The 18,746-nt window shown below is 62.3% G+C and carries 16 protein-coding genes; 3 read left to right on the top strand and 13 right to left on the bottom strand.

All coding sequences use genetic code 11. The features are described 5' to 3' along the window. Positions 1-208 precede the first annotated feature (208 nt). From HDE77_RS06110 to HDE77_RS06065, 10 genes are all read right to left on the bottom strand, one after another. Positions 209-1,639, bottom strand: coding sequence for an acetate kinase (locus HDE77_RS06110; protein WP_184416264.1), 1,431 nt, complete (start codon positions 1,637-1,639; stop codon positions 209-211). Positions 1,640-1,706: 67 nt separating this feature from the next. Next, on the bottom strand, positions 1,707-2,300 hold the full coding sequence (locus HDE77_RS06105; protein ID WP_184416263.1) for a hypothetical protein: 594 nt from the start codon (positions 2,298-2,300) through the stop codon (positions 1,707-1,709). A 14-nt stretch (positions 2,301-2,314) separates the two neighbouring features. Next, entirely contained in the window at positions 2,315-3,013 is a 699-nt protein-coding gene (locus HDE77_RS06100; protein WP_343206063.1) for a C39 family peptidase, read from the bottom strand. Then, complete coding sequence (locus HDE77_RS06095; protein ID WP_255482561.1) at positions 3,010-3,456, bottom strand: hypothetical protein; 447 nt, start codon at positions 3,454-3,456, stop codon at positions 3,010-3,012. Before HDE77_RS06095 ends, HDE77_RS06100 begins: the two co-directional genes overlap by 4 nt. A gap of 145 nt (positions 3,457-3,601) precedes the next feature. After that, positions 3,602-4,609, bottom strand: coding sequence for a hypothetical protein (locus HDE77_RS06090; protein ID WP_184416262.1), 1,008 nt, complete (start codon positions 4,607-4,609; stop codon positions 3,602-3,604). Positions 4,610-5,069: 460 nt separating this feature from the next. After that, positions 5,070-6,224, bottom strand: coding sequence for a 2-methylcitrate synthase (prpC, locus tag HDE77_RS06085; RefSeq protein ID WP_184416261.1), 1,155 nt, complete (start codon positions 6,222-6,224; stop codon positions 5,070-5,072). A gap of 66 nt (positions 6,225-6,290) precedes the next feature. Continuing rightward, a complete protein-coding gene (gene prpB / locus HDE77_RS06080; RefSeq protein ID WP_184416260.1) occupies positions 6,291-7,187 on the bottom strand; it encodes a methylisocitrate lyase in 897 nt (298 codons plus the stop codon). Between the two features lie 91 nt (positions 7,188-7,278). After that, complete coding sequence (gene prpE, locus HDE77_RS06075; protein WP_184416259.1) at positions 7,279-9,174, bottom strand: propionate--CoA ligase; 1,896 nt, start codon at positions 9,172-9,174, stop codon at positions 7,279-7,281. Between the two features lie 225 nt (positions 9,175-9,399). Next, positions 9,400-10,386 carry a malate dehydrogenase gene (locus HDE77_RS06070; protein ID WP_184416258.1) on the bottom strand — a complete coding sequence of 329 codons (987 nt, stop codon included), beginning with the start codon at positions 10,384-10,386 and terminating at the stop codon, positions 9,400-9,402. Positions 10,387-10,452: 66 nt separating this feature from the next. Further along, a complete protein-coding gene (locus tag HDE77_RS06065; RefSeq protein WP_184416257.1) occupies positions 10,453-11,652 on the bottom strand; it encodes an aminotransferase class I/II-fold pyridoxal phosphate-dependent enzyme in 1,200 nt (399 codons plus the stop codon). Between the two features lie 276 nt (positions 11,653-11,928). On the opposite strand from HDE77_RS06065, the gene HDE77_RS06060 reads away from it, so the two are divergent. After that, positions 11,929-12,183, top strand: a complete 255-nt coding sequence (locus HDE77_RS06060; RefSeq protein ID WP_184416256.1) for a GlsB/YeaQ/YmgE family stress response membrane protein — start codon at positions 11,929-11,931, stop codon at positions 12,181-12,183. A gap of 61 nt (positions 12,184-12,244) precedes the next feature. Here the strand turns inward: HDE77_RS06060 and HDE77_RS06055 are convergent, their stop codons facing one another. From HDE77_RS06055 to HDE77_RS06045, 3 genes are all read right to left on the bottom strand, one after another. After that, the gene (locus tag HDE77_RS06055; protein ID WP_184416255.1) at positions 12,245-12,673 is read right to left on the bottom strand and encodes a YidB family protein; all 429 of its coding nucleotides are present in this window, start codon (positions 12,671-12,673) and stop codon (positions 12,245-12,247) included. 148 nt (positions 12,674-12,821) lie between these two features. Next, positions 12,822-13,331, bottom strand: a complete 510-nt coding sequence (locus tag HDE77_RS06050) for a peptidylprolyl isomerase (protein WP_184416254.1) — start codon at positions 13,329-13,331, stop codon at positions 12,822-12,824. A 187-nt stretch (positions 13,332-13,518) separates the two neighbouring features. After that, on the bottom strand, positions 13,519-15,267 hold the full coding sequence (locus tag HDE77_RS06045) for a 3-hydroxybutyrate oligomer hydrolase family protein (RefSeq protein ID WP_184416253.1): 1,749 nt from the start codon (positions 15,265-15,267) through the stop codon (positions 13,519-13,521). Between the two features lie 210 nt (positions 15,268-15,477). On the opposite strand from HDE77_RS06045, the gene HDE77_RS06040 reads away from it, so the two are divergent. After that, entirely contained in the window at positions 15,478-16,563 is a 1,086-nt protein-coding gene (locus tag HDE77_RS06040; RefSeq protein WP_184416252.1) for a class I SAM-dependent methyltransferase, read from the top strand. Between the two features lie 275 nt (positions 16,564-16,838). Beyond that, entirely contained in the window at positions 16,839-18,665 is a 1,827-nt protein-coding gene (gene typA / locus HDE77_RS06035; RefSeq protein WP_184416251.1) for a translational GTPase TypA, read from the top strand. The last annotated feature ends 81 nt before the right edge of the window (positions 18,666-18,746 follow it).

The raw sequence follows: 18,746 nt of genomic DNA, 5'->3' as shown, positions 1-18,746 counted from the left end.
GGGAAACCCCCATTTTAGCTGACTGCCACGCTCGACAGCAGCCCTGTCCCCTTGCTCGACGGGCACGCTTGATTCCGACGCGCAACACTGCCGCGCACTTTCCTGCCCGCGGAGCTGCGCTGAAGCACCATTGCTGGGTCACGACCGCCGGCGCAGCATCCCTGCTGCTGTTTGGAGCAAGTCCAGGTTGGACTTGTCCGAATCATCCCTAATACCTCATCGGCAGCCTGACCGTCATGTTCACATCCGGGGTATCGCGGGTGGCCCCGACGCCCAGCGTGAAGTTCAGGGTGCGCTTGTCAGAGAGCCGGTAGGCGCCACCGATGAGCAGCGTGCCTTCGGTCGTCTTGACTGAGCCGGGTACCGTCTTGTTGTTGACCTTGCTGATGCCGATCAGACTCTGGTCATAGCCGAAGCTGATGGAAGCCCGGTCATTCAGGGCCAGCCCCACGCCGATGCTGGCATCGAAGATATCGCCGACCGTGACCTTGCCGAGCGGCTCCTTGCCGCCATTGAGAATGTTCAGGCTGACGTTGTAGCGCGGGAAGTTATGCAGGTAGCTTATGTTGCCAAAAATCACGACCGGGTCGGATGGAAGCAACCAGGTCAGGCCCGGCTGCAGGGATTCGAATCCAGAACCGGTCGGTTGTTGCAGCGGTAAGCCAGTGCCCGTCGTGTTCTGCACACAGCGCACCACGCAGTCGGTGATGACTTCGAAGGGATCGGTGCCGGTACGCGACTTGTAGCGCAACCAACCTACATAGTAGGCGCTGTCGGCGCCGCCATCATTGAACTGGTAGCGCGCCGTAGCCTCGACATCACCGATGCCGCGACCGCTGGTCGTGAATACATTGTCCTCGGAACTGCCGGTGAGTATCTCGCGACTGGTCGTATAGCTGCTGGCATCGACATAGGGAACGCGAACTTCCACTTCCAGCCGATTGGTCAATCCGTAGCGCAGTGCCAACGTGGCCGTCTGCGTGGTGGTTCTGACCTCTCGCGCATCGATCAGGCCGATCAGGATCGCCGGAATGATCGTATAGCCGATCAGGTCGACGCGCTCGACCGACGAATACCCATACTGATAGCTCGGCTCCACCACCAGCACGCCGCGCGGTGTCAGCACACCGGGCTGATCGGAGATCTGCGCGACCGCTGGCGGCTTGTTGTCCGTTGGCGGCGGTGGCGCTTGACCCACCGGTTGTACAGAGGTTTGCTGGACACCGTCGGGGCCAGGCATCGGCAGCGCGCTTGCTCCACCACCGGAGGCATTGATGTTGCCGCCACGTTGCGCATCGAGCACATCCATCCCGACCGCATGACGCAAGGCGTGATAGTTCGCTTCCTGCGCAACCAGGGCGCGCTTCATCGCGTCGAGTTGTGCGGTATAGGCGTTGATCTGGCTGCGCATGGCATCCAGTTGTTCGCCCTGCTCTGCCAGTTTCTTGCTGACATCGGGCGGCATCGGTGCGGATGCAGCAGGCGTCGAACCTGGCGCCTGCGCGGATGCGGGCGTTGAACCCGATGCTTGGGGGGCTGCGGCGGTTGTCCCCGATTCCTGTGCGCTCACTACCCCGCCAAGCAGAACCAGGCCGGCGCAACCGGTAGTGCACAGACGTCGCCACGATTTTCGTTCCATCACGTTTCCTCGCAAATCGGACGCCAATCAAGGGAGCTGCACAACCACACTCTCAGCAGCCCGACAATCAGTGCCCTATCGAGCCGGCCAGTGCCGACTGCAGGGTGTTCTGCAAGTTCATGTTCTTGAACGCGTCCAGCGTGTTCACCGCCGTGCTGAGCGTCGTAAGGCTCTGGATGTTCTGGTTGCTCAAACTGTTCTGGACTACCGTTGCGGCTGTTGCGTGAGTAAGCGAAGCAGGATCGAAGCTGTTGTTTGGCCCGATCTGAACCACGTTGACGGTATTGGCCACGGCCGCAAGGGCACTGGCCTGTGCAGCATTCATCTGTCCGATATCGGGAATGTTCACGCTGTTGCTGGTCACCAGATTGCCGTTGACGTAAATGGCACGCTGGATACCAAATGAAATCTGCAGTCCCGTGTCCGTCTGGAAGCCGCCGCGCATGCTATCGAGGCGACTATTGCTGACCGCAACACCGAGGCCCGCCGTGATCACCCCGCCAACGTGTACGGCACCCACATCGATCTTCGATGTCGTGAGCGCCGCGTCCGGCACGGGGCCCGCGGCATACGCAGTGGACGCCCACGCGAACGCCACGATCGAAAAAGCGCAAAGCCCTGTGAAGCCGGGCCATGGAATGCTGAGGATCGTGTGTTTCATAGCAGTCATCCAGCCTACAAATTGAGATCGACCGGGCCATCCTTGGGTATCGTCAAGGTGCCGAGTCCGGAGCGGTCGATACCCTGACCCATGGGCGCGATCGGTGCCACATGCCAGTCGGCCGGGTTGTTGAAAACGGCCAGCGAGCGGCGGTTGTGGATCACGAAGACGAGATGGTTTTTCCACAGCTCGTTGAACTGTCGGATCGGCATGGTGCGCGTGCCTCGTGCCGGATCACCCACCAGCACGCGGTCGTCGCGAATACCCTTGATCACCACAAAATGGTGATAGCCCTTCTCGTCGATCAGCACGATGGCCGGCAAGTTTTCCTGCTGGAGTTTCGCCAGGGATACCTCGAAGCCGTCGGCGTCGAACCCGTTTGCCTCCAGGTATTCCTTGATGTCCAGCAGCGAGAAACCTTCCCTGCTGATTTTCTGCTGGTTGCCGTGGGCGTACATCTGCTCGAACGCCATTTGCTCGCTAACCGGGTAACCGTACTGATAGGTGAGCAAGGTGGCGACTGCCGCCGAACCGCAACTGAAATCGTACTTTTGCCGTATCGTGTTCCTGAAACGAGCCTCCTTGAGACTCATGATGTGAATGGCATACGTTCCGTCCTGCACGGCCTGCACCGGAATCACGGCCGCAGCGGACGTCTGCAACAAGGCCGGCAGAAGCAGGCCTGAAATCAGCAGTAGCAGGATCAACTTCACGGCTTGAATTGCACGTTGACGATCGTGGCGTTCTGGATCAGCACATTGTCGCCGCTGTTCTGGATCACCATCGGTATGCCGGCGCTGCCGGCTAAAGAACCACCGGCGATCGAATTCAGTCCGCTCATGACATCGACGTCGGTGTTGTTGCTCACGGTACCGTTGAGCGTCATGGTGTTCAGGGTGGTGGTGATGTTGGTACCCCCACTGAGCTTGGCCAGTTCGCTCGCCTTGATGGTCGGCCCAAACCCATCGACGTTGGTCGACTGGGTCGACGTCAGTACCTGGCTTGGAGCGGGCATGGTGCCGGCTGCCGGACGCTGAGGCGTCGATGCCGCGCTGGTCGAAGCTTGGGCCTGTGGCTGCGGCGGATCCGCACTCATGGCGGACAACGGCAGACAGGCCGCCAATACCATCAACAAAAGGTTTGTGACAGATCGCATGACGCTATCTCCCGCGCTGAACCGGGTATCGGTAGCTCACCCGGATCGCGTGAAGGTGGTTGTACCGGAAACATCAATCCTCTGACGCAGGAGTCAAAAACGCTGCGGGGTGCCAGCCGGCATCCCGCAGCGTCAGGACTCCACCTTATTGCGCTGGACCGACGTTCAGATTGGCTTGAACATTCACGCCCTGCTGAATCAGCGAACCGATGCCGCTGTTCTGCGAGATGACCAGAATGCCCGCTGCCGATTGCGCCGTGCCCGTCATGTTGTTGGACATGTCGAACGTGCCAGCGTCCACCGACACCATACCGCCCGCACCACCCGCGCCACCGGCCGCGCCAGTGCCAGCGCCGCCCACAGGCGAACCACCCGCACCACCGGCTCCGCCAGTGCCAGCGCCGCCCGCAGGCGAACCACCCGCACCACCCGCTCCACCGGTACCTGCTGTGGCGTCGGCCGTACCAGCTGCTCCGCCCGTAGCGGTGGAAGTACCGCCCGTTGCAGACGCTGCACCGGCTGTCGGCGAACCCGCCGTGCTGGAGTTGCTTCCAGCGGTCAGCGAGCCACTGTTGTAGTAGCCAGCACTGGCATTGCCGCCGCCCGCGTGCGAGTTACCACCGGATGCGCCACTGAACGCCCCGGAACCACCAGCGAAGCTGCCGGCGTCACCGCCGCCACCTGCGCCCGCAAACGCACCGCCAGCACCGCCGCCTTTCCCACCGCGACCACCAACAGCTATGCCACCGAGGCCGTCGCCGCCGGAACCGCCGTGCCCGCCAACAGCTATGCCGCCCAGGCCGTCGCCGCCGGAACCGCCGCGCCCACCATTGGCGCTACCGAAGTTGGCAGCAACATTGCCGATGCCATGAACATGAATGTCAGTAACCGTTCCATCAAGCGAGCTGACCGCAACGGCCTTGCTCGAGTCGAACGAATCGGATACCGATGCCGTCGCGGTGCCGCCATTGTTGGCAGCCGCGCTGCCGGCCGCGTCTGCGGCGGCGTTGGAGATCTGCTTTACTTTCGCATGGTTCTGCGCCGTCGCGGAGGCACCTGCCCCACCGGTGGCGGTCTGGCTGTTTTGCGCCATGGCTGGAAGAGTGAGTCCCAAACCAAGGCAAATCGCCGATACAAGTAGTGTCTTGCTCATCACGTTCTCCCAACAGAATAATTGCCCCCTGTTTACGGAATGCCTTTCGGCAGGAGAATCCAGCAACATCCATGCCGCTTAAGGCATGCAGAATTGCTGTGTGACTTTATGATTCGCAATCAATCGTTTACGGCACTACTTTGATGCCGGCCGAGCGCCTATTCGGGGGATTGAATGCGCGATCTGCATCAGGCGTGTAACAGGTATCCGGGCGATTTTTTCGACAGCGTCGAGAGCGCGGCGATAGTTCCTCGGGGTATTCAATGGGTTGCGTAGAATAAATCGGCGATACCCAGGAAAACACGGACTGTATCAACCCTGTTACACCTTTGCGCCACTTGTCTACACATCACTCGCTGATGCCGCGATCGACTCACACACGAAAAAGCCGGTCGGCATGCTGCCGACCGGCTTGGGCTGCGCTGATCTATCCAGCGCCTGACCTGGCGACAGGCGCCACTCAGTCGCGCTTATCGATCGCCACGTAGGCCTGATCCTCTGGACCGGTGTAGTTCGCGCTGGGGCGGATGATTTTGCCGTCCTCGCGCTGCTCGATCACGTGCGCGCTCCAGCCTGACGTACGGGCGATGACGAACAGTGGCGTGAACATGGCGGTCGGCACGCCCATCATGTGATACGCGCTGGCGGAGAACCAGTCCAGATTGGGGAACATCTTCTTCGTCTCGCCCATCACCTTTTCGATCCGCTCGGATACGTCGAACAGCGTTCGATTCCCGCCATCGATGCACAGCTTGCGCGAGATTTCCTTGATGATCTCGTTGCGCGGATCGGACACCGTATATACCGGATGACCGAAGCCGATGATGATCTCCTTGCGCTCGACGCGCGCACGGATGTCAGCCTCCGCCGAGGCGGCATTGCGATAGCGCGCGATGATCTCCATGGCCACTTCGTTCGCGCCGCCGTGCTTCGGGCCGCGCAACGCGCCGATCGCGCCGGTGATCGCCGAATAGATGTCCGAACCCGTGCCGGCAATCACGCGCGCGGCAAACGTCGAGGCGTTGAATTCGTGTTCGGCGTACAGCACCAGCGACTTGTCCAGCGAGTGCGCGTGCAGCTCACACGGCTTCTTGCCGTGCAGCAGATGCAGGAAGTGTGCAGCGATCGAGTCGTCGTCCGTCTCGGTTTCGATGCGCTTGCCGTTGTGGCTGAAGTGATACCAGTACAACAGCATCGAACCGAAGCTGGCCATCAGGCGATCGGCGATATCACGCGCGCCAGTGACATTGTGGTCGTCCTTTTCCGGCAGCACCGTGCCGAGCACCGAGCAGCCGGTGCGCATCACGTCCATCGGATGCGTGGCGGCCGGCAGCAGCTCAAGCGCGGCCTTGACCGGCGCCGGCAGGCCACGCAGACGCTTCAGCCGCGCGCGGTAGCTGTTCAGCTCAGTCCAGTTCGGCAACGTGCCGTGCACCAGCAGGTAGGCCACTTCCTCGAAGCAGCCCTTGGCCGCGAGATCGTGGATGTCATAGCCGCGGTAATGCAGGTCGTTGCCGCTGCGGCCGACCGTGCATAGCGCAGTGTTGCCCGCGGCCACGCCGGATAGCGCGACGGACTTCTTGGCCTTGGGCAAGGTTTGCGTGGTTTCGCTCATGGATGAACCCTCAATCGATGAATCTGCGCCGGCAACCCGACGAAGCAGTAGAAAAGGAATGCGGTGTCAACAGTCTTCGGCCTTGCCATTGGCAAACAGCTCATCGAGCTTGCGCTCATAAGCTTTGTAGTCGAGGAAGTCGTACAGTTCGTCGCGAGTCTGCATGGTCGGTACCGCCGCTTTCTGCGTGCCGTCGCGCCGCACGGTCTCGTAGAAATTCAACGCGGCCTTGTTCATCGCCCGATAGGCGCCACAGCAGTACAGGATGATGTCGACATTCGCGCTGGCGAGTTCCTCGCGGGTGAACAGCGGGGTCATGCCAAATTCGGTGATATTGGCGAGGATCGGCACCTTCACCGCAGCCTTGAACTGGCGATACTGCTCCAGCGTATAGATGGCCTCGGGGAAGATCATGTCGGCGCCGGCTTCGACATAAGCCTGTGCGCGTTCGATTGCCGACTCCAGGCCTTCCACTGCGATCGAATCGGTACGCGCCATGATGACGAATTGCTCGTCGGTCCTGGCGTCCACGGCAGCTTTCACGCGATCGGACATCTCGTCCTTCGACACGATCGCCTTGCCGGGGCGATGTCCGCAGCGCTTGGCGGCGACCTGATCCTCGATATGCAAGGCGCCCACGCCGGCCTTGATCATCGAGCGCACGGTGCGCGCGATGTTGAATGCGCCACCCCAACCGGTGTCCACATCGACCAGCAGCGGCAGGTCGCAGACATCGGTGATACGGCGGATGTCGGTGAGCACATCTTCCATCGTGCTGATACCCAGATCCGGCATGCCCAACGAATTCGCCGCGACACCGCCGCCGGACAGATAGATCGCCTTGAAGCCGGTGCGTTGGGCCATGCGCGCCGCGTAGGCGGTGATGGCACCGACGACCTGCAAGGGTTGTTCCTCGGCGACGGCCGCGCGAAAACGCGCGCCAGGGGATGCCATCTTCGTCATGGGGGCTGCTCCGCGTAAAACCGACATTTTAGCGCACCCGCGCGGATGAGGTCGGTTGACTTGACCGGATGGCCCGGCGGTGCGCAAAAGCTCAGCCGCCCAGCTGCGGCCCTCGCGCCAGTGCACGCCGTATCTCCTCCAGCGCCGCCGGATCGTCCAGCACGGACAGATCGCCCGGATCGCGCTGCTCGGCCAGCGCCTGCAGCAGGCGGCGCAGCAACTTGCCCGAGCGCGTCTTCGGCAGCGCGTTCACTACATAGACCCGAGACGGCTTCGCCACCGCTCCGAGCCGATTGACCACGCATTGCTGCATGGCCAGCGCGATGGCAGCGGCGCCGTCGCCGGCGTCCTGTTTGAGCGTGGCAAACACTATCGGCAACTGGCCTTTCAGCTCATCGTGGACACCGACGACCGCGGCCTCGGCGACCGCCGGATGAGTGGCGACTGACTCTTCAATTTCGCGCGTACCCAGCCGATGGCCGGCGACATTGATGACATCGTCGGTACGACCGAGGATCCAGATATAGCCCTCTTCGTCGCGGATCGCCCAGTCCAGCGAGTTGTACAACAGGTCCTTAAAGCTGCTGAAGTAGCTGACAACGTAACGTTCGTCGTCACGCCAAACGGTGGTGAGACAGCCCGGTGGCAGCGGCGGCTCGAACACCAGCACGCCCTTCTGCTGCGGAGCGACTTCTTCGCCGCTGTTCTCGTCGATCACCTTGATCTTGTAACCCGGCGCCGGCAGTCCTGGCGAACCCAATTTCACCGACTTCAGATCAAGCCCCGGCATCAGCGTGATGGCCGGCCAGCCGGTTTCGGTCTGCCAATAGTTGTCGATCACCGGCACGCCGATCGCTTCGGTAATCCATCGCGCGGTGGGCTCGTCCAACGGCTCGCCGGCGAGGAACAGCCACTGAAGACTCGACAGGTCGTACTTCTTCAGCCACGCCGGATCCTGCTTCTTCAACACACGCAAAGCGGTGGGCGACGAGAACATCGTGCGCACGCCATATTTTTCGCAGAGCTCCCACCAGATGCCGGGATCCGGCCGCGTCGGCAAACCCTCGTAAAGCAGCGATGTGGCGCCGCCAATCAGAGGAGCGTAGACGTTGTAGGAATGCCCCACTTGCCAGCCGATATCCGAGGTGGAAAACATCACCTGGCCTGGCGCGATGTCGAACACGGTACGGATCGACAACGCCATCGCCACCGCATAGCCGCCCACATCGCGCTGGATACCTTTCGGGTTGCCGGTGGTGCCGGAGGTATAAAGCAGGTAACTCGGTTCGTTCGATTCCAGCCAGGTGACCGCAACTTCGGCGCCTCTGCATTGCGCGCGCAGGCTGGCGTAGTCGAGGTCGCGTCCGGCCATGTGGGTCATCAGCGGATCCAGCTCGCGATCAACGATCAGCACATGCGGCGGAGGCGAGCGCGATTCGGCCAGCGCGGCGTCCACCAGTGGCTTGTACGAAATCACCTTGCCACCGCGCATGCCGGCATCGGTTGCGATCAGCAGCTTCGGTTGCGCATCATCGATGCGCAACGCCAGGTTGTGCGCAGCAAAGCCGCCGAACACGACGGAATGGATCGCTCCGATACGTGCGCAGGCCAGCATCGCGAACACCGCCTCGGCAATGTTCGGCAGATAGATCACCACGCGATCGCCCTTACCTACCGCCAGCTGTTGCAGCACCGCAGCGAATACATTCACCTCGCGATGCAGCTCCCGATAGGTGAATTCGCGGGTGAAGCCGGTTTCGCCGGAAATGGCCACCAGCGCAAGCTGCTCGGCACGGTGGGCAAGGTGACGATCCACCGCGTTGTAACAGAGGTTGGTGGTGCCCCCAACGAACCAGCGACGAAACGGTGGGCGTGACTGGTCGAGGATCTGTTGCGGCGGGGTTTCCCAATGGATCAGCCGCGCCTGCTCGGCCCAGAACTGCTCCGGCTGCTCGATCGACTGCCGGTAGAAATCCTCGTAGCGCATGGCCGCGTCCGCTCGTCGTGAGAGCTTCAAGCCTAGACCAGATGCAGTGCAGCAAGGCAGTCGAATTCAGCGCGCACCAATGAAAACGGGCCGGCATCAGCCAGCCCGTCGGATAGCCCCTCCCCCTGCATGCAGGGGAGGTTGGGAGGGGGTTGTCCGAGCTTGCGATACGATCAAAAGCACCCCTCCCCAACCCTCCCCTGCACGCAGGGGAGGGAGCACATCTTATTTCTGCGCGAACAGATGTTCGACGCCAGAGCGCTCTTCACGCAGTTCCTTGTCGGTGGCGTCCATGCGGGCGCGCGAGAAATCGTTGACCGCCAGGCCCTGCACGATCTCGTATTTGCCGTTCTTCACCGTCACCGGGTAGCCGTAGATCACGCCAGGAGCGATGCCGTACGAGCCATCCGACGGAATGCCCATCGAGACCCAGTCGCCCTCGGCGGTGCCGTACGCCCAGAAGTGCATGTGGTCGATGGCGGCCGACGCTGCGGAAGCTGCCGAAGAAGCACCGCGCGCCTTGATGATCGCCGCGCCACGCTGCTGCACGGTCGGGATGAAGTCGCTCTCGTACCAGCTCTGGTCGATCAGCGAGATCGCTGCCTTGCCGTTGACGGTGGCGTGGTGGATGTCCGGATACTGGGTCGAGCTGTGATTGCCCCAGATCGTCATCTTCTTGATGTCGGTGGTATGCGATCCGGTTTTTTCAGCCAGCTGGCTCAAGGCGCGGTTGTGGTCCAGGCGCACCATCGCGGTGAAGCACTTCGGATCAAGATCCTGCGCGTTCTGCTGTGCGATCAGTGCGTTGGTGTTGGCCGGATTGCCGACCACCAGCACCTTCACGTCGCGCTTCGCGTGCGCGTTCAGCGCCTTGCCCTGCGGGCCGAAGATCGCGCCGTTCGCTTCCAGCAGATCCTTGCGCTCCATGCCCGGGCCGCGCGGACGCGCGCCGACCAGCAGTGCGTAATCGACATCCTTGAAGGCGACATTGAGGTCATCGGTGGCGACCACGCCGGCCAGCGTCGGGAACGCGCAGTCGTTCAGTTCCATCACCACGCCCTGCAGCGACGGCAGCGCCGGGGTGATCTCCAGCAGATGCAGGATCACCGGCTGGTCAGGACCCAGCATGTCACCCGCGGCAATGCGGAACAGCAGTGCATAACCGATCTGACCAGCGGCACCGGTAACGGCAACTCGAACGGGGGCTTTCATCTTGGCAACTCCTTCGGGGAATAAGGCATGGTCCGCACCCTCACGGTGCGAACCTAAACGAATCGATCAGCTCAGCTCGGCAAAAAACTCGGTGATGCGTGCAAGTCCCGGCGCCAGCTGCGCGGTCGGACAGGTATAGGAAATGCGCATGGCTCGCGGCTCGCCGAATGCCGAACCCGGCACGCAGGCGACACCCTTGGCTTCCAGCAACGCCGCGCAGAAATCGACATCGTTGTTGATCTTCACGCCGCCATGGCTTTTGCCGAACGCCACCGAGATATCCGGGAACGCATAGAACGCGCCTTGTGGTCGCGGGCAGATCACACCGGGGATCGCAGCCAATGCTGCCACGACGAGATCGCGCTTGCCGGCGAACTCCCTGCATTTCGCTTGCGGGATATCCTGCGGGCCGGCGAACGCGGCCACCGCCGCGGCCGTAATCACCTCAGGCACGCTGGTGATGTGATTGGAGTTGAGCGTGGTAACCGCCGTGGCCACCGACTCGGGGCCGGCAATCAGACCGACACGCCAGCCCGGCATGCCATACGTCTTGGACACCGAATCGACGAAGATCAGCCGCTCGCGCAGTTCGGGCCGGGCGATCGCGAAGTTGTGGTAACCGATACCGTCAAACACCATCGAGTTGTAGATGTCGTCGGTGACGATCCAGGTGTCCGGATGCTTCAGGAGCACGTCGGCCAGCGCGGCGATTTCATCGCCCGTATAAACCATGCCGGTCGGGTTGGACGGATTATTGAACAGGAACACCTTGGGCTTGCGCGCCAGCGCCGCATCGAGCTGAGCCGGGGTGAGCTTGTAGTTCTGGTCGGAACCGCAGGGCATCACGTTCGCCTTCGCGCCCACGATGTCGGCAATGTCGCGGTAGGTGGTCCAGTACGGCGCCGCGAAGCAGATCTCGTCGCCTTCGTTCAACAGGGCTTCGGCCAGGTTGTACAGCACCTGCTTGGCACCGATACCGATGGAGAGATTCTTGCGGCCATAGCCAGTGAAGCCCAGCGCTTCGATGTGCTTGAGGAACGCATCCAGCAACGGTTCGGCACCGCGGTTGCTGCCGTACTGGCCGGAGTCGTGCAGCAATGCCTCGCGCGCCGCGGCGTATACGTGCTCGCCAGGCAGGAAATTCGGAACACCGATCGAGAAGCTGATGATGTCGCGGCCACTGGCCTTGAGTTGCTTGGCCTTTTCCGCAATCACCATGATCGCGCTGGGTTTGGCGCGGCCGACACGCTGGGCAAGCTGGGGCATGGTTCTCTCTGCAGTGGGGATAAAGGCAGCAAACCCGCGAATTTTAGCATGCGGTTATCGGATGTCTCGATCCAACCGCAAAAGTTTGCGAAGGCGCCTGGCATCGTCACTCGACCGGGATGGGCGTCATGGTGCATTCCGACTGCGCTGGTTGCATGATGCGGGCGCCAGCCGCGACTCACACTTGTTGCGGCGAGGGCGCGGGCCCGCAGGGATACCGGCCCATCATGTCCAGGGGAACTCACTCACCATCACATCTACAGAAGGACACCGTATATGCATTGGCTATGGGTAATCATCATCGGTCTGATCGTCGGCATCATTGCCAAGCTGATCCGTGGCGGCAGCGATCCCATGGGTTGCATCGTCACGATCATCATCGGCATCCTCGGCTCGATGCTGGCCACCTACGTGGGGGAGCAGCTGGGTCTGTGGCCCGCCACCGGATTCATTCACTTCCTGGCCTCGATCGGCGGCGCGATCGTGCTGCTGGCGATCTGCCACCTGCTGTTCAAGCCAAAAAATTCTTAGTGATTGCCTCGTCGGTGGAGCCTTGCGCTCCATCGACGCTCTCAACTCGCCGAGCAGCAGTTCAGGCTGCGTTGCCGAACAACTTGCCGGCCAGCCCAGCCAGCGAACCCAGATCAAAACCACCGGCCTGCCCCTGCGCCGGCACCTGCCCATCCGGCGTCAGGTGATCGACCGCGTGCGGCAGCACCTGCGAGAGCTGCGCGAGCAACTGGTTCGGATCCACGCCGAGCTTGCCGGCGGCTTCCTGCACCACCGAGCCCAACCCGCCATTCTGCAACGCCTGGCCGAGCTGATTGCTGGATACCGCCTGATTCGCACCGGTGCCGACCCACGACTGCACCGCGTCACCCAGACCATGCTGTTGCAGCATGCTGGTCAAGCCCTGCACGCCACCGGCACGCTCAATCAACTGGCCTGCCACTGAAATCAGCGAGCTGCCACTGACCGCATTACCCTGACTGTCGCCAAGCAGATTATCGAGAAATGACATCGCCATACTCCTTGTAGAGTGGAAGGTCAGTGGAACCTTACGATTCTAGGGCGGCAGCTACCGGGTCGTGGTGACAAATTTGTGAACAAGAAAAAGCCGCCGTTGTGACAACGGCGGCCTTTAACCGGCAACGCGACCCGCGGAAAGATCAGCCGCGCTGATCGAGCACCGCGTTCCATTCCTTCACACGATCGGACTGCGCAGCCAGTAGCGCGTCCACATCGCCTTCCACGGTGACTTTCTCGATCACGTCACCCTGCTCGATCGTGTTGACCACGTTCATGTCGGCCGCGTCGACCACTTCACCGAACACGCTGTGCTTGCCATCCAGCCACGGCGTGGGGCCATGCGTGATGAAGAACTGGCTGCCGTTGGTACGCGGACCGGCGTTGGCCATCGACAACACGCCCGGCTTGTCGTGGCGCAGCGACGGATTGAATTCGTCCTCGAACTTGTAACCCGGGCCGCCGCGACCGCTGCCTTCGGGGCAACCGCCCTGCACCATGAAATCCGCAATCACGCGATGAAACGACAGCCCGTCGTAATAGCCGCGCTTGGCCAGATTGACGAAGTTTGCGACCGTGACCGGCGCCTTGTCTTCATGCAGACGCAGATGGATCGGGCCGCGGTTGGTGGTGAAGGTGACATTGATGGTCATGGGGAATCCTTGGGTTCAAAATCTGCACCGCGCGATGGCACGGGCATGGGGCCACCAAGAATAACCCAGCGACTGCAGGCGAGACAGACCGCTCGGGAAATTGTGGCAGCGACTTCAGTCGCGATGCTTTTGACATCCGAGCAAGAGCATCGCGACTGAAGTCGCCCCCACAGGCCCCCGCGGCACGCTATGGCAAGCCCAGCTTGCCGAGATCGAGGGCGCCAGCACCGCGTGGCTGTGCTGTCGGCGTCGGTACCTCAGCTGGCCACGCGGCCCCTTCATATAGATGTGACCACAGCCGATCCAGCGCTGCATAGCCATACGGCAGCAACGGTACGTAGCGTTCGCCAAAACCGGGCAGCGACAGGAACGCGTCGAAATGCTGCGCGTACGGCACCTTCCAATAGATCGGGCGCCGCCCCTCGGCGCATAGCCATGCCACATAGGGCTCGGAACTGAACGCCGTCGGCAGCAGCCCATCGCTGGCCCCGTGCACCACCCAAACCGGCAGGTCGCGGCGCGGCAGCCGGGCCACCGTAGCGTCAATGGAGGCGTGCAAGGCCTGTGATTCATGATCATCACCCGTCCACAGCGCGCGCAGACATTCGCTGCCGATCAGGGTGGGATCCTTCGAAACGTTGATACCGCCGAACAGCCCAACGCCATTGCCCGGCGGAATGCCCGCGCCATCGGCCCACCAGGCCGCCTTGGCAGCGGGGTCGGCCACGCCCGGCTGACCATCGGCGCCAAGCGCCGCGTAGTGAAAGCCGCCTGGCATATCTGTCGCACTGCGACGCAGATAGGACGAAGCGTAACCTGCGGCAAGCACCCGCCACAGGTCGAATGCTGTGGTGCTGGCTGCCGTGCTCATCGCCTCGTCGGTCCAGCCCCGCGTGTGCAGATACTGCCAGGCCTGTCCGGCCTGTTCGGCCACGCTATTGCCCGACAGCTTGCCTTGGGCACGAAGACTGGCGCAGCGCAGAGGCCATGCCGGCGGTGGCAGGCCGTTCGGTCCGCGCGCGAATGGCGTGTTGGCGAAGCGCTCGTCGCTCAGTGCGCATGGCAACCAGATCGCCGCCTCGGTGGCGTAGTCGAACAACGTGCGGCCTTGTTCTGGCACGTGCACGTTCGGCTCCAGCGCAACCACGCCGGCGAACAGGTGATCATCATCGAGTCCGGCCGCCCGCAGCACCGCGCCACCGCCATTGGATAGGCCAGTGGCGATGATCTTCGTGTTCTGCGACGTGAACGGAGCTTCGGCCGGAAACGCGCGATCAAGCATGGCCAGACCAAACCGGGCCGCCTGGATCACATGCCGACCCCAGTCAGCCTCCGGGTTGTCTCCTGAGTTCATCTGCTTGACCGCGATACCGGCGCTGGCCGGTGCTGACGCTGGCGCGAACTCAAGCTCTGCGGTACCACGCCTGGCACGACGGCCGTCCAGCGCCACGCCGCTGTCGTCGGCGTAGTCGAAGTAACCGGCGCCGGTGCCCTTGTCGGTATACGCCACCGCGCAACCACGCGGCAGACCCCAGGCACCGGCCAGCGCGATCGCACCGTAGACGCCGCGCGAACCGGACGAGGCAGTCACCACCAGGCAGCGGCGGGTCTGGTCGAAATGATCGGGTACCTGCAGCAGCACGCGATGCGGCGAGCGTGCACCCGGAATGCGTGCGAACGCCTGATATTCGCGACCCGGCACGTCGGGTACGCCACCATAGACAGTGCCGTAACCACCCAGCGGCCCCAGATCGGCGATGCCTTTCCAGCTGGTCTGGATCGCGCGTCGACGTAGTTCGTCTGCGGTCGGTTGCAGCGGGTCGGCAAATGACGACGGTGCCCCGGCCAGTCCCTGCAGCCACAGACCTGCGCTCAACAGGTCATCGCGGCCACGATGCTCGGTGATACGCACTTCGCTGTAATCGACATCACTCATCGCGTGGTCCTTGAATAAGAGACGGCCGGCATAGGCCATGATCAATGCCGGCAGACTCAACCGACCGTGGCTAGTTTGATGCCATCGACACCAATAAAGGGGCCGACAAGGCATCTTGCGAACACCCGCCAGACGCCCCTACCTCGACGGCCGCGTCCTGGCTCGCTACTGTCCTGCTGAACCCCATGAACCGGAACCGCAGAAGCAAGCATGTCGGAAGCCAACAACAACGCCGTGTCAGAGAGCAACCTCCCGTGGCACATATCGTGGCCCGCAGATGAACTGGAGCACGTACCCGTGTGTCCCGTCTGCGGCGGTGCTGCGCGCCAGATGCTGCACGAAAATCTGGTGGACAACGTGTTCTTCGTCGCACCCGGTCACTGGACTCTCTATCGCTGCACGCAATGCAAAAACGCCTACCTCGATCCCAGGCCGGATCAAGCGAGCATCGGTAAAGCCTATGGCACTTATTACACCCATGCGGCCGGTGAAACACGGACGGGTTCGGGCAACTCCGGCCCGCTGCATCGACTGAAGCTCAGGTTGTCTAACGGATATGTGAATCAGCGCTATGGCACCCGGCGCGAACCGGCAAGCCCCTCGGGTAGCTGGCTAGCAAGGCTCTTGCCGAGACAACGGCAACGGCTGGATGTCGAGTTCCGCTATCTGCCAAAACCCCGCGCGGGTCAAACACTGCTGGACATCGGCTGTGGCAACGGCGACTTCCTGGTGAGCGCGCGCGAAGCGGGCTGGGATGTCGTGGGTATCGACCCCGACCCCAAGGCCGTCGCTGTCGCGACGCAACGCGGCCTCAATGTCAGTGTGGGCTCGGTCGAATCGCTGACAGGTCGATCGGGCTGCTACGACGCGATCACGCTAAGCCACGTTCTGGAGCATGTGCATGACCCCAGACTTGTGGTTCAGGCGATCCATCGCCTGTTGAAAGCGGGCGGCGTCATCTATGTCGACACGCCAAATATCGAAAGCAGGGGAGCGCAGTTCTGGGGAAAGAACTGGCGCGGCCTGGAAACGCCGCGGCACCTCGTACTTTTCAGCCTTCAGGGCCTGGTCGGGCTGCTTAAAGCCGGGGGATTTGAAAATCCCAAGATCAAGCGTCGGACCGCCGTGAGAAAATTCGTGTACCTGAGCAGCCTGCGCATGCAACTGGGTAAATCCCCCAATGGCCGCGAGCCCGCCAAACTTCCGTTGTTGCTGCGGATGAGATTGAAGTACACAGCCACGCGCGCTGAGCAGGAGGAATTCCTGACCTTGATTGCGTGGAAAAAGGAGGCTTGAAAGCGCCGCGTGGGTTGCAGCGATAGCTTCCGCCCGATGACCCCTGCCCCGGCCCGCCACACATGGACCCTGGACGGGGTAACTGCGATGGCCTCCCCGCGATGCGTCATCGGCTCGGCGAAAGCGCACTGGTGGTGCGGGAAGGGGCTGCCGGCAAGGCGGTCCATGAACGGAAATCGAAATGACGGGCAAGTTGTCACATAAGTCCGTATAATTGGTCGATTCACCCTTCAAGAATCCTGCGCGACGGCCACCGAGCCGCCCGAGTCGATCACATGTCTATCGAAAAATTGCGCAACATCGCCATCGTCGCCCACGTCGATCACGGCAAGACCACTCTCGTCGATTGCCTGCTCAAGCAGTCCGGCACGTTCTCCGAACGTACCGTGCTGGCCGAGCGCGTGATGGACTCCAATGACCAGGAAAAGGAACGCGGCATCACCATCCTGGCCAAGAACACGGCCATCGAGTGGAACGGCAACCGCATCAACATCGTCGACACCCCGGGCCATGCCGATTTCGGCGGCGAGGTGGAGCGCGTGTTGTCGATGGTCGACTCCGTGCTGATCCTGGTCGACGCGATGGACGGCCCGATGCCGCAGACGCGCTTCGTGACGCAGAAAGCATTCGACATGGGCTTCAAGCCGATCGTCGTGATCAACAAGATCGATCGCCCCGGCGCGCGCCCTGACTGGGTGCTGGACCAGACGTTCGACCTGTTCGATCGCCTTGGCGCGACCGACGAGCAGCTCGATTTCCCGGTGGTCTACGCGTCCGCCCTGCACGGCTACGCCAGCCTCGACAGCAATGCGCGCGAAGGCGACATGACCCCGCTGTACGAAGCGATCATGCAGCACGTGAAGGCGCCGGACGTGGACCCGGACGGCCCGTTCCAGATGCGCATCAGCCAGCTCGACTACAACAGCTATGTTGGCCTGATCGGCATTGGCCGCATCCAGCGCGGCAAGGTCAAGACCAATCAGCAGGTGTCGGTGGTCGATCGCCACGGCAAGAAGCGCACCGGCAAGGTGCTGCAGGTGCTGGGCTTCATGGGCCTTGAGCGCCGCGAAGTGCCTGAAGCCGAAGCGGGCGATATCGTCGCCATCTCCGGTGTGGAAGGCCTGAGCATCTCCGACACGGTTTGCCAGCTCGACACGCCGGAAGCGCTCGAAGCGCTGACCGTCGACGAGCCGACCATCAGCATGACGTTCCAGGTCAACAATTCACCGTTCGCCGGCAACAAGGACCGCAGCGGTGGCAAGTTCATCACCAGCCGCCAGATCCGTGAGCGCCTCGAGCGCGAGACGCTGCACAACGTGGCGCTGAAGGTTGAAGAAGGTTCCGACCCGGACAAGTTCCTGGTCTCCGGCCGTGGCGAGCTGCATCTGTCGGTGCTGATCGAAAACATGCGCCGCGAAGGTTATGAGCTGGCCGTGTCGCGCCCGGAAGTCATCATCAAGGAAATCGACGGCAAGCTGATGGAGCCGATCGAGCAGCTGGTGGTGGACGTCGAGGAAGTGCATCAGGGCGGCGTGATGGAGCGCCTGGGCATGCGCAAGGGCCAGCTGAAGAACATGGAATCCGACGGCCGCGGTCGCGTGCGTCTGGACTATGAAATTCCGGCGCGTGGCCTGATCGGCTTCCAGACTGAGTTCCGCACCCTGACCCAGGGTTCGGGCCTGCTGTTCCACGTGTTCGATCATTACGGCCCCAAGGCCGATGGCGCGATCGCCAAGCGCCAGAACGGCGTGATGATCGCGAACGCCGCCGGCGCTACGCCTGCGTACTCGCTCGGACCGTTGCAGGAGCGCGGCAAGCTGTTCGCCGCCGAAGGCGACCAGGTGTACGAGGGTCAGCTCGTCGGCATTCACGCCAAGGACAATGACCTCACCGTCAACGCGATCAAGCCCAAGCCGCTGACCAACATGCGCGCCTCGGGCAAGGACGACGCGATCCAGCTGACGCCAGCCACCAAGTACTCGCTCGAACAGGCGCTGGAATTCATCGAGGACGACGAGCTGGTCGAAGTCACCCCGAAGGAAATCCGCCTGCGCAAGCGTCACCTGACCGAGAGTGACCGCAAGCGCTCCTCGCGCGGTTGATTTGTAGAGTCATGTGATTAAGCAGAAGGCCGCCGCAAGGCGGCCTTCTGCTTTGTCCTGCTCCCTCCCCTGCTTGCAGGG

This window comes from Rhodanobacter sp. MP7CTX1 (genome assembly GCF_014205795.1).
GTDB lineage: Bacteria > Pseudomonadota > Gammaproteobacteria > Xanthomonadales > Rhodanobacteraceae > Rhodanobacter.
This window is presented reverse-complemented; position numbering and strand designations above follow the sequence as displayed.